The sequence below is a fragment of the Pseudomonas sp. SK3(2021) genome (assembly GCF_016772375.1).
Taxonomy (GTDB): domain Bacteria; phylum Pseudomonadota; class Gammaproteobacteria; order Pseudomonadales; family Pseudomonadaceae; genus Aquipseudomonas; species Aquipseudomonas chlororaphis_I.
Window position 1 is genome coordinate 4,239,501 of record NZ_CP061943.1, and the last position, 11,647, is coordinate 4,251,147.

Below are 11,647 nucleotides of genomic sequence, written 5' to 3' on the forward strand. Positions count from 1 at the left end.
CTTCACGGCCAACATAGGCTTGTTCCCGTAGTACTTGAGCGGCACCCGTGAAGTGAATAAATGCGCATGCCGTGTAACTGGCTGCAAATAAAAGCGCATTTGACCGCACAACAAAACAGTCATGAACAATGACTCGGCATTAGGCACAGCCTACGTGCGATGTCCTGGAGAAGAACCATGAGCGAAGTTGAACGCTACAAACCCTACAAGGGAGCCGCCGCCGGTTGGGGCGCGCTGATTGCCGTGACCAGGAACTGGTTGGGCAGCGAAAACGCTTTCAAGAACATTCGCACCATGCTCAAGACCAACCAGAACGGCGGTTTCGACTGCCCGGGTTGCGCCTGGGGCGAATCGCCGGAAAACGGCATGGTCAAGTTCTGCGAAAACGGCGCCAAGGCGGTCAACTGGGAAGCCACCGGGCGCCTGGTCAACCCGGCCTTCTTCAATAAATACACCGTGTCGGCACTGGCGGCGCAAAGCGATTACTGGCTCGAATACCAGGGCCGCCTGACCCACCCGATGCGTTACGACGCCAGCCTTGACCGCTACGTCGAAACCAGCTGGGACGATGCCTTCGCCCTGATTGCCAAGCACCTGAACGGACTGGAGTCGCCCGACCAGGCCGAGTTCTACACCTCGGGCCGGGCCAGCAACGAGGCCGCCTACCTCTACCAGCTGTTCGTGCGTGCCTATGGCACCAACAACTTCCCCGACTGCTCGAACATGTGCCACGAGGCCAGCGGCCTGGGCATGGACGACAGCGTTGGCGTGGGCAAAGGCACGGTGACCTTCGATGACCTGGAGGAAGCCGACGCCATTTTTGTCATCGGCCAGAACCCCGGCACCAACCATCCGCGGATGCTCGAACCGCTGCGCGAAGCGGTGAAGCGTGGCGCCCAGGTAATCTGTTTCAACCCGCTGAAAGAGCGTGGCCTGGAACGTTTCCAGCACCCGCAGCACCCGCTGGAAATGCTCACCAACGGCTCGGAACCCACCTCCTCCGCTTACTTCCGTCCGGCCCTGGGCGGCGACATGGCGGCCATGCGCGGCATCGCCAAGTTCCTCTGGCAGTGGGAACGCGAAGCCCTGGCGAACAACGGCGAGGCGGTATTCGACCGCGCCTTCATCGCCGAGCACACCTCGGGCCTGGACGCTTACCTGGCCGAGGTCGACGCCACCAGCTGGGAGCACATCCTCGAACAGTCCGGCCTGTCCCTGCAGGACATCGAGCTGGCCGCGCGCATGTACCGCAAGGCCAAGCGGGTGATCATGTGCTGGGCCATGGGCGTGACCCAGCACACCCACTCGGTGCTGACCGTGCAGGAAGTGGTCAACGTGCAATTGCTGCGCGGCAATATCGGCCGCCCGGGCGCCGGGCTGTCGCCGGTGCGCGGCCACAGTAACGTGCAGGGCGACCGCACCATGGGCATCAACGAACTGGCCCCCGCCGAATTGCTCGATGCCCTGGAGGCGCGTTTTGCCTTCAAGGCGCCGCGCAAGCACGGCCACAACACGGTGATGGCGATCGCTGCCATGGAAGAAGGTCGCGCCAAGGTGTTCATCGGCCTGGGCGGCAACTTCGCCCAGGCCACCCCCGACAGCCCGCGCACCCACGCCGCCCTGCGCAACTGCGAGCTGACCGTGCACATCGCCACCAAGCTCAATCGCAGCCACCTGGTCACCGGCCGCGAGGCGCTGATCCTGCCGTGCCTGGGGCGCACCGATATCGACCTGCAAGCCCAGGGCCCGCAAGGCGTCACTGTGGAAGACACCTTCAGCATGGTGCACATTTCCCACGGCCAGCTGAAACCCAAGTCGCCGCTGATGCGCTCGGAACCGGCGATCATCGCCGGGATCGCCAACGCCACCCTCGGCAGCCACCCCATCGACTGGCTGTGGGTGATCGAGGACTACAGCCGGATCCGCAACCTGATCGCCGACACCATTCCCGGCTTCAAGGACTTCAACAAGAAGCTGCTGCACCCCGGTGGTTTCCACCTGGGTAACGACGCCGCCCAGCGCATCTGGAAAACCGCCACCGGCAAGGCCCAGTTCACCCCCGGCGTCTTGCCGGAACACCTGGTGAGCCAGGGCGTGCGCGACCTGGGAGTGAAACCTGAGCTGATCCTGCAGACCATGCGTTCCCACGACCAGTACAACACCACCCTGTATGGCCTGGACGATCGCTATCGCGGGGTCTACGGCATGCGCGACGTGGTGTTCGTCAACGAGCAGGACATTCGCCAGCTGGGCTACGAGCCTGGGCAGAAGGTCGACATGATCTCGCTGTGGGGCGACGGCCGCGAGCGCCGGGTGAGCGGCTTCACCCTGATCGCCTACGACATTCCAGCCGGCCAGGCCGCGGCCTACTACCCGGAAACCAACCCTCTGGTGCCACTGGAAAGCTACGGCGACCGCACCTTCACCCCGACCTCGAAGTTCATCGCGATCCGCCTTGAACCGGCGCCGGCCAGCAACCTGATCCAGTCCTCCGTCGATTGAACCTGCCCGGGGCGGCGCGCGTCGCCCCGGCCCTTTCGAAACCTGCATTGCCGTTGACCGCGAGCCGCAAGGCTCCGCGGTCGGCCGGGCGGTGCACAGGTATCGAGCCACTCTGAGGGTATCGTCATGCCAAACCTGGAAGCGCTCGACCTGGCGCGAATCCAATTCGCGTTCACGGTCTCGTTCCATATCATCTTTCCCGCCATCACCATCGGGCTGGCCAGCTTCCTGGCAGTGCTCGAAGGCCTGTGGCTGAAAAGCCATAATCCGGTCTACAAGGACCTGTATCACTTCTGGTCGAAAATCTTTGCCGTCAACTTCGGCATGGGGGTGGTCTCCGGGCTGGTCATGGCCTACGAGTTCGGCACCAACTGGAGCCGTTTCTCGGACTTCGCCGGGAGCATTACCGGGCCCCTGCTGACCTATGAAGTGCTGACCGCGTTTTTCCTCGAGGCCGGTTTCCTCGGGGTGATGCTGTTCGGCTGGAACCGGGTCGGCCGTGGGCTGCACTTTTTCTCCACGGTCATGGTGGCGATCGGCACGCTGATCTCGACCTTCTGGATCCTCGCCTCCAACAGCTGGATGCAGACGCCGCAGGGCTTCTCCATCGTCGATGGGCGGATCGTGCCGATGGACTGGCTGGCCATCGTGTTCAACCCGTCGTTCCCGTTCCGCCTGGCGCACATGGCGATCGCCGCGTTTGTCGCCACGGCGTTTTTTGTCGGCTCGTCCGCGGCCTGGCACCTGCTGCGCAAGAACGACACGCCGCAAGTGCGCAAGATGCTGTCGATGGCGATGTGGATGGCCTTGATCGTCGCACCGATCCAGGCGGTGGTCGGGGATGCCCACGGCCTGAACACCCTGGAACATCAGCCGGCGAAAATCGCCGCCATCGAAGGCCACTGGGAAAACATCGGCGACGAACCGACGCCGCTGGTGCTGTTCGGCATCCCCGACATGGACGCCGAGAAGACCGGCTACGCAATCGAAGTGCCTTACCTGGGCAGCCTGATCCTGACCCACAGCCTGGACAAGCAGATCCCGGCGCTCAAGAGCTTCCCGAAAGAGGACCGACCAAACGCGACCATCATTTTCTTCAGCTTCCGGATCATGGCCGGGCTGGGCATGTTGATGATCCTCACCGGCCTGCTCGGCCTGGCCCTGCGCCGCAACGGCGCGCTGTACCGCAACCGGCTGTTCCTGCGCCTGGTGCTGTGCATGGGCCCGACCGGGCTGATCGCCATGCTCGCCGGCTGGATCACCACCGAGGTCGGCCGCCAGCCGTGGGTGGTGTACGGGCTGCAGCGCACCGCCGACGCGGCGTCGAACCACTCGGTCAGCCAACTGAGCATCTCGCTGGCGCTGTTCGTGTTGATCTACTTCTCGGTGTTCACCGTGGGCATCGCCTACATGATGAAGCTGGTCCGCAAGGGCCCGCAGCCCCATCACGATCATCCGCCACAAGGCGGCCCCGGCCAGGACCGCACGCCGCGTCGGCCGCTGTCCGCCGTTCCCGAGACCTTCGCGTCCGGCAACCCCGCCAACTGAACAAGGAGCTTGCCCATGGGCATTCAAGGTATAGATCTGTCGTTGATCTGGGGCGTGATCATCGCCTTCGGGGTGATGATGTACGTCATCATGGATGGCTTCGACCTGGGACTGGGGATCCTCTTCCCGCTGATCCCGGACGCGCAGGAGCGCGATGTGATGATGAACACCGTGGCGCCGGTCTGGGACGGTAACGAGACCTGGCTGATCCTCGGCGGCGCGGCGCTGTACGGGGCCTTTCCGCTGGCCTATTCGGTGATTCTGGAGGCCTTGTACCTGCCGCTGATTTTCATGCTGGCCGGCTTGATCTTCCGCGGCGTGGCCTTTGAGTTCCGCTTCAAGGCCAGCCCGGAAAAACGCCATATCTGGGACATGGCGTTCATTGGCGGCTCGCTGCTGGCGACCTTTTGCCAGGGTATCGTGATCGGCAGTTACATCGCCGGGATCCCGGTGGTCAATCGCCAGTTCGCCGGCGGCAACCTCGATTGGCTGGCACCGTTCCCACTGTTCTGCGGCCTGGGCCTGATTGTCGCCTATGCATTGCTGGGCAGCACTTGGCTGCTGGTCAAAACCGAAGGCATGCTCGAATCGCGGATGCGCCACTACAGCCGGCCGCTGGCGTTCGTGCTGATGGCGGTGGTCGCGGTGCTCTGCGTGTGGACGCCTGTGCTGCATCCGGAGATCGCCAGCCGCTGGTTCACCCACGCGCATATCGTGGTCTTCGGCGCCCTGGTGGTCCTCGGGTTGCTGGCGCTGTTCGGACTGCTGCGCACCTTGCGCCAGCATCACTCGCACTGGCCGTTCGTGTTCACCCTGGCGCTGGTGTTCCTCGGCTACATCGGCCTGGCCTTCAGCATCTGGCCGAACATCGTGCCGCCTTCCATCAGCCTGTGGCAGGCGGCATCGCCCCCTTCCAGCCAGCTGTTCATCCTGATCGGCACCCTGTTCATCCTGCCGATCATCCTGATGTACACCTGCTGGAGCTACTACGTGTTCCGCGGCAAAGTGAGGATCGGCGATGGTTACCATTGACCGCGACAACCTTCAAACCAATGCCAGGCTGAGGCCTTTCTACCAGCAGGTGGCGCAGCTGAGCCTGCTGTTCCTCGGCGGGCTGGTCATGCTGGCAGCCGCCACCGCACTGATGATGGAGTTGGCTTATGGAAGGCTCTGAGGTATCGACCACGGGCGGCCCGACCGCCCCCTGGTATCGGCGGCTGGCGTGGCTGGTGGGCATCTGGTTTGGCAGTGTGCTGGCCTTGGGTGCGGTGGCCGGGCTGCTGCGGCTGATGATGCAGCTGGCCGGGATGAGCCCTCACTGATTGCTGGCTGCATCGGTAAAGGCTCGGCACATTGTTAGGCGCCGGCACCTTTCCCGGTTTGTGGCTTCAATCAGCCAGATACAAAGAGCCCGCGCGGCCCCCGCCTCGCGGGCTCGTTGCATTCGGATCAGGGCTGGCGTTCGGCCAACGCCTCCAGCAGATCGGCCGAAGGCACGAAGAACAACCCGCCGGTCACCGCCGTGCTGAAGTCCAGCAGGCGGTCATAGTTACCCGCCGGCCGGCCGACAAACATGTTTTCCAGCATCTGCTCGATGGGCTCCGGCGAACGCGCGTAGCCGATGAAATAGGTGCCGAACTCCCCCGCCCCCGGCCGGCCGAACGGCATGTTGTCGCGCAGGATCTTCACCTCTTCGCCATCCTTGGTGATGGTGGTCAAGGCACTGTGGGAAGAGCTCGGCTTGACCGAGTCGTCGAGTTCGATATCGGACAGTTTCTTGCGCCCGATAATGCGTTCCTGCTCCTCGACCGACAGCTCGTTCCAGGCGTTCATGTTATGCAGGTACTTCTGCACCAGCACATAACTGCCGCCGCTGAACGCCGGATCTTCATCGCCGACCAGGGTGAACTCGATGGCCTTGCGCCCGACCGGGTTTTCCGTGCCGTCGACAAAACCGATGATGCTGCGCATGTCGAAATAGCGGAAACCCTGCACCTCGTCGACCACCGAGACCGCATCGCCCAGCGCCGCGATCAGTTGCGTCGCCAGCTCGAAACACAGGTCCATCTGGTCCGCGCGAATGTGCAGCAGGATGTCGCCGGGGGTCGCCACGGCCCGGCGCTCTTGCGGGCCGAACTCGCGAAAGGCGTGCAGGGACGCCGGGCGCGGGCCGCCAAAGAGCCGGTCCCAGGCCGCCGAAGCAAAACCGCAGACACACGACAGGTTACCCGCGGGCACCCGCTTGCCAACCGAACGGGTGAGGCCCGCCACGTCCTCGCACCAACCCCGCACCTTGGCGGCAGCCTCATTGCCGGGGGCCAGGGTGGCGACGATAAAGATCGCGCTGCTGGTAATCGGGTTGCAGACGGATTGCGGTTCGGGACTGGCGTCGGATATTGGCATGTTCTGTACTCGGCGGAACGGGATGGATGGACCGCAGAGTAGCAAATAATCGTCCAGCCACGGCTCCTGAGTGGACCGCAGCGCTTACTGCGCCGCCACCCGACGGCGCAACCCCAGGCTCCAGCCCTGCTGCATCCCGGCCGCCGCCAGCAGGATGGCGATCACGCCGATCCATTGCAGCAACTCCAGGCGATGGCCGAAGGCGAACCAGTCGACGAAGATCGCCGCGATCGGGTAGATGAACGACAGTGCGCCGGTCAGCGCGGTCGGCAGTTTCTGGATCGCGCCGTACAACAGCACGTACATCACCCCGGTGTGCACGATGCCCAGGGTCAGCAGGCTGGCCCAGGCGCCCGGCGCCGTGGGCAGCGCAGAGAGGTTGGCCCAGGGTGCCAGCAGCAACACCCCGGTGCAGACCTGGATCAGCGCAATCAGGTGCGGCGGCGTGCCGGTCAGGCGCTTGATCAAGAGCGCGGCGAAGGCGTACAGCAAGGCCGCGCCCAGCGCCAGGGCGATCCCCAGCAGATAGTCATTGCCCCCTGCCCCTTGCTCGCCATGGGCACTGACGATGGCCAGCATCCCGGCAAAGGAAATACTCAGCCAGAACAGTTTCTGCGCAGTGATTTTTTCGCCGAGAAACAGTGCCGCCAGCCCCACCAGCATGAATGGCTGGACGTTGTAGACCGCGGTGCCGATGGCAATCGAGGCCCGGGAGTAGGAAGCGAACAGCAGCACCCAGTTGCCGACGATGGCGACACCGCTGAGCACAGCGAGGAGAAAGGTGGTGCGCGTCAGGATGCCGGGGCGCAGAAAGCCGAAGCCGGCACAGATCAACAACAGGGTCGCGGCGCCGAACACGCAGCGCCAGAACACTACATCCAGCACCGGCTGCCCGGACACCAGCACGAACCAGCCGATGGTGCCGGAAATCAACATGGCGGCGGTCATTTCCAGTGAGCCGCGGCGTAACAATTTGTCCATGATCACTCTCCTCAACAAGAGCCAAAAGTATGACAATCGGCTCCTGCCCCGCTCAAGACTCAACGGCAGGCTAAAATCGGCTTACACCTTTTTTATCAAGGTATTTCTTAGGTTTTACCTAATGAGGCTGACATGATCGACGAAATTGACCAGGCGCTGATCAGCGCCCTGATGGAAGATTCACGCCGTTCGCTCAAGGCCCTGGCACAGATCAGCGGGCTGTCGTCCCCCAGCGTCGCCGAACGCCTGCGACGCCTGGAAGAGCGTGGCGTGCTCAAGGCCTATACCGTCGAAGTCGACCCCAGGTTCTTCGGCTATCAGTTGCAGGCCATCGTGCGTATCCGGCCACTGCCGGGGAAACTGCAGGAAGTCGAGCGACAGATCCTGGCCATCCCCGAGTTCACCGAATGCGACAAGGTCACAGGCGAGGACTGCTTTATCGCCCGCCTGCATGTGCGCGACATGGAACAACTGGACAGCCTGCTCGACCACCTCAACAGCTGCGCGGAAACCAATACCGCAATCGTCAAGAAAAGCCCGGTGAAACGGCGATTGCCGCCGATGGCGTAATGCGTGAGCTCACACATAACGCTTGCCCCTGGTGCCTAAAAACTGGCTAGACTCAGGACCTCATCGACGAAGGATCCGCCCCGTGAAGACCTCTATTTTGTTGCTGGCGGCATTGATGCTCTCAGGTTGTGGAACCATCGATACCGTCTTCAGGGAGGATGCGGTGGCCAGCGAGAAACTCAAGGAGCGAAAATCCTACTGTGGTGGAGTCCCGCGCATTTACAGTGGCGTGACTTATGACTTCTGCAGCATGCACGCCCCTGTGCCAGAAAACGGAAGAATTCCCACCGGCCCTGCCTCGACCCAAGGCATGCTGCTCGACATGGCCGCTTCAGGCGTGCTCGACACCTTGCTGCTGCCTTACACCCTCTATCAGCAACAAACCGACGGCAGCCTGATCATTGCCCAATAGTGAGGTCTTGTAATGTTGTCCCATGTCTACATCGGCATTACCGATTTCGAGCGAGCCTGGAACTTCTATGCACCGATCATGGGCAAGCTGGGTTTGCAGGTTCGCTTCCGCGATCCGGCCAAACCCTGGGCCGCCTGGGTCAGCAAAAAGGCTCCACGCCCGCTGTTGGTGATTGGCGCCCCCTTCGACGGCCAGCCAGCCACCAGCGGCAATGGCCAGATGATTGCCCTGCTCGCCCCCGATCACGCCACGGTCGATCAGGCTCATGCCCTCGCCCTGGCCAACGGCGGTACCTGCGAAGGCCCGCCCGGCCTGCGCCCGCATTACCACCCGGACTATTACGGCGCCTATTTCCGCGACCCGGACGGCAACAAACTCTGCGTGTGCTGCCACGACCCGGCTTGACGCTGGCCGGGCGTCGGATCGCAGACAACAAAAAGCCCGCCGAAGCGGGCTTTTTTGTTCCAGGGCTGGCGATCAGTCGTCGCGGCCCATGATGCCGAACAGCTGCAACAGGCTGACGAACAGGTTGTAGATCGATACATACAGGCTGATGGTCGCCATGATGTAGTTACGCTCGCCGCCATGGATGATGGCGCTGGTCTGGTACAGGATGCACACCGACGAGAACAGCACGAAGCCCGCGCTGATCGCCAGTTGCAGGCCACTGATCTGGAAGAACAGGCTGGCCAGCGTCGCGCCCAGCAGGACGAAGAAGCCGGCGGTGATGAAACCACCGAGGAAGCTCATGTCCTTGCGGGAAATCAGCACATAGGCCGACAGGCCACCGAAGACCAGCGCGGTCATCGCAAAGGCCGAGCTGACCACTTCCGCACCGCCCTGCATGCCCAGGTAACGGTTGAGGATCGGGCCGAGCAGAAAGCCCATGAAACCGGTCAGGGCAAACGCCGACACCAGGCCCCAGGCCGAATCACGAAGTTTGTTGGTGAGGAAGAACAGACCGTAGAAACCGATCAGCACCACGAAAATGTTCGGATAGCCAACCCGCATCTGCTGGGCCACGTAAGCCATCACGCCACTGAAGGCAAGAGTGAGAGCGAGTAGGCCGTAGGTGTTGCGCAGGACGCGGCTAACTTCTAGCTGCTCGACCTGCACGCTGTTATTAACTGCGTAATCCTGTTCGCGCATGGCGACACTCCTGTTGGTTTGAAACGTTCAGTGGCAAAGATCATAACAGACGCTCTGCAACAAGCTATGTGCAGAGTTTGACAGTGTGTTTCATTCAGGTATTATGGCGCCCGCAACAAAAACGGAGGTGTGGCCGAGTGGTTTAAGGCAACGGTCTTGAAAACCGTCGACTGTAACAGGTCCATGAGTTCGAATCCCATCGCCTCCGCCATATTCGTCACGCTAAAGCCCCGATTATTCGGGGCTTTTTCGTTTCTGGGGTTCGCAATTGGCGCTCCGGTCTTCCTGGATCGTTTCCGCATCTTTTCGGTCATTTCCGCAACCCTGCCCTGCCAAAACCGCCGCGTGTGCGCAGGCCAAGCCCCCTCACTTATATCGTTGACATACGTCAACAGGCTTGTACCTAGCACTTCGGCTTCGCCACTAACCAGATGCGAAACAGAAGATCATCACGTGGTGTCGGCCCAGCGATTGCGCCACCGTGCGATGCATTTCGAGCAGGTTGAACACTCGGTTAACCAGTATGTACTCACCCGGCAATTGATCGGGACGATAAACCAGCGCTGATCAATTTACGTCGAGGCCCTTGGGCAGCAAGGTGCCTTGGCCCCCGATATTCACCTTGAATAAGTGCTTCATGGCGATCCTTGCAGGGGGATCACGGGTCGGTTTTGCAAACCGCATATCCTTGCGGCTTGATCTACATCAACACCGAATCCAGTGGGTATTGCTCAATAAAGCATCTTTGTATTGATCGACAATACCGAGAAATGCCGGGCGCCACAGACTGGCAACGCTCCGGCGGGAATTATCATGTTATCGGGAAGCTTCCTCAAAACATTGAATGGGTCATTCACTGAGCAGGCAGACCTTCGATGTATCAGAATCTGGCGTTCTTCGCCGCTTTTCTCCTGATTTACAGCCTTTTTGCGGGGCGTTTCGAGTCCCGCCTGCTCAATGGTCCACTCATGTTCATGCTGGCGGGACTGCTTCTGGGCCCATCATTTTTGGCCGTTCTGCAACCGCGGATCGACAGAAATGGACTCAGGCTCCTGGCTGAACTGACTTTGGCGATTGTGCTGTTCAGCGATGCGGCGAATGCCAACTTGAGAGTGTTACGTGCGCACGAAGGCTTACCATTGCGTTTGCTGATGATAGGGCTCCCGTTGACCGTGCTAGGTGGCTGGCTGGTCGGCATCTGGTTGTTGCCACAGATCCCGCTATTGGAACTGGCAATTCTGGCAACTCTTCTGGCACCCACCGACGCTGCACTGGGCAAGGCTGTCGTGAGCAACCTGAAGGTTCCAGCGCCCGTACGCGAAGGGCTGAATGTCGAGAGTGGGTTGAATGACGGCATTTGCGTTCCGGTACTGTTGATGCTCCTGGCACTGCTGGTGGAAGAACAAACTCAGTCTCCCCTTTCACTGGCACTGGAATTGTTTTTTGAAGAGTTGGGCATTGGCGCGTTGGTGGGACTCGGCCTGACGTATCTCGCCTGGCTGTTGCAGCGCTATTCAGGGAGACGCCGTTGGCTAACGCCGATGTGGTCACAGTTGACCCTTCCCGGTCTAGCGATTCTCTGCTTCGCTGCAGCGCAAACAGTAGGCGGCAGCGGTTTTATCGCTGCGTTCACCGGAGGGTTGCTTGCAAGTCACTTGTTCAGCGGACAAAAGCATCATTTGCTCAAGGCTGGAGAAGAATTCGCCAGCCTGTTATCAGTCATTACTTGGGTCGTATTCGGCGCAATGGTGATCCCCTGGGCCTGGAGCAGTCTCACTCTGAACATCTGGATCTATTCAGTGCTCAGCCTTACCGCAATTCGCGTACTGCCCGTGCTGATCAGCCTGACCGGAACCCGCTTCAACTTTGAAACCCGTCTTTTTATTGGTTGGTTCGGCCCACGAGGCCTGGCCACTATCGTCTTTGCCGTCATGGTCCTCGATTACCCGTTAAACGCGGGACACTCGCTGGTTGCTACGGCCGCATGTACGGTTTTACTCAGTGTTGCGCTACATGGTTTGAGCGCCAATCCCTGGGTTGCACGGCTGGCCAGTCGCAATCATTGACAATTGTCAGATGGAC

Annotated in this window: 12 protein-coding genes and 1 tRNA gene; 10 read left to right on the top strand and 3 right to left on the bottom strand. The window is 61.2% G+C overall.

Annotation, left to right across the window (positions count from 1 at the left end; all coding sequences use genetic code 11):
* Positions 1 to 177: 177 nt before the first annotated feature.
* The 5 genes from IF690_RS18520 to IF690_RS18540 all read left to right on the top strand — a co-directional run bounded on the left by IF690_RS18520 (position 178) and on the right by IF690_RS18540 (position 5,372).
* On the top strand, positions 178 to 2,502 hold the full coding sequence (locus IF690_RS18520) for an FdhF/YdeP family oxidoreductase (RefSeq protein ID WP_202696849.1): 2,325 nt from the start codon (positions 178 to 180) through the stop codon (positions 2,500 to 2,502).
* Positions 2,503 to 2,628: 126 nt separating this feature from the next.
* Positions 2,629 to 4,050 carry a cytochrome ubiquinol oxidase subunit I gene (locus IF690_RS18525; protein WP_202696850.1) on the top strand — a complete coding sequence of 474 codons (1,422 nt, stop codon included), beginning with the start codon at positions 2,629 to 2,631 and terminating at the stop codon, positions 4,048 to 4,050.
* Between the two features lie 15 nt (positions 4,051 to 4,065).
* Positions 4,066 to 5,082: a cytochrome d ubiquinol oxidase subunit II gene (cydB, locus tag IF690_RS18530; protein WP_202696851.1), complete on the top strand. Its 1,017-nt coding sequence runs from the start codon at positions 4,066 to 4,068 to the stop codon at positions 5,080 to 5,082.
* A complete protein-coding gene (locus IF690_RS18535; RefSeq protein WP_202696852.1) occupies positions 5,069 to 5,224 on the top strand; it encodes a hypothetical protein in 156 nt (51 codons plus the stop codon). The genes cydB and IF690_RS18535 overlap by 14 nt, the downstream gene beginning before the upstream one ends.
* Positions 5,211 to 5,372, top strand: a complete 162-nt coding sequence (locus IF690_RS18540) for a DUF2474 domain-containing protein (RefSeq protein WP_202696853.1) — start codon at positions 5,211 to 5,213, stop codon at positions 5,370 to 5,372. The genes IF690_RS18535 and IF690_RS18540 overlap by 14 nt, the downstream gene beginning before the upstream one ends.
* A gap of 127 nt (positions 5,373 to 5,499) precedes the next feature.
* On the opposite strand, the gene IF690_RS18545 is transcribed toward IF690_RS18540, so the two are convergent.
* Both IF690_RS18545 and IF690_RS18550 read right to left on the bottom strand, forming a co-directional pair.
* Entirely contained in the window at positions 5,500 to 6,453 is a 954-nt protein-coding gene (locus IF690_RS18545) for a Dyp-type peroxidase (protein ID WP_202696854.1), read from the bottom strand.
* Positions 6,454 to 6,537: 84 nt separating this feature from the next.
* The gene (locus IF690_RS18550; protein ID WP_009049735.1) at positions 6,538 to 7,434 is read right to left on the bottom strand and encodes a DMT family transporter; all 897 of its coding nucleotides are present in this window, start codon (positions 7,432 to 7,434) and stop codon (positions 6,538 to 6,540) included.
* Positions 7,435 to 7,566: 132 nt separating this feature from the next.
* Between IF690_RS18550 and IF690_RS18555 the strand changes: the two genes are divergently transcribed.
* The 3 genes from IF690_RS18555 to IF690_RS18565 all read left to right on the top strand — a co-directional run bounded on the left by IF690_RS18555 (position 7,567) and on the right by IF690_RS18565 (position 8,821).
* The gene (locus tag IF690_RS18555) at positions 7,567 to 8,004 is read left to right on the top strand and encodes an Lrp/AsnC family transcriptional regulator (RefSeq protein WP_023964513.1); all 438 of its coding nucleotides are present in this window, start codon (positions 7,567 to 7,569) and stop codon (positions 8,002 to 8,004) included.
* An 82-nt stretch (positions 8,005 to 8,086) separates the two neighbouring features.
* On the top strand, positions 8,087 to 8,416 hold the full coding sequence (locus IF690_RS18560; RefSeq protein WP_202696855.1) for a YceK/YidQ family lipoprotein: 330 nt from the start codon (positions 8,087 to 8,089) through the stop codon (positions 8,414 to 8,416).
* A gap of 12 nt (positions 8,417 to 8,428) precedes the next feature.
* Positions 8,429 to 8,821, top strand: coding sequence for a VOC family protein (locus IF690_RS18565; RefSeq protein WP_202696856.1), 393 nt, complete (start codon positions 8,429 to 8,431; stop codon positions 8,819 to 8,821).
* A gap of 72 nt (positions 8,822 to 8,893) precedes the next feature.
* On the opposite strand, the gene IF690_RS18570 is transcribed toward IF690_RS18565, so the two are convergent.
* A complete protein-coding gene (locus tag IF690_RS18570; RefSeq protein ID WP_023964507.1) occupies positions 8,894 to 9,565 on the bottom strand; it encodes a Bax inhibitor-1/YccA family protein in 672 nt (223 codons plus the stop codon).
* A gap of 123 nt (positions 9,566 to 9,688) precedes the next feature.
* Between IF690_RS18570 and IF690_RS18575 the strand changes: the two genes are divergently transcribed.
* Both IF690_RS18575 and IF690_RS18580 read left to right on the top strand, forming a co-directional pair.
* A tRNA-Ser gene (locus IF690_RS18575) sits at positions 9,689 to 9,776 on the top strand.
* A 664-nt stretch (positions 9,777 to 10,440) separates the two neighbouring features.
* On the top strand, positions 10,441 to 11,631 hold the full coding sequence (locus IF690_RS18580) for a cation:proton antiporter (protein WP_202696857.1): 1,191 nt from the start codon (positions 10,441 to 10,443) through the stop codon (positions 11,629 to 11,631).
* The last annotated feature ends 16 nt before the right edge of the window (positions 11,632 to 11,647 follow it).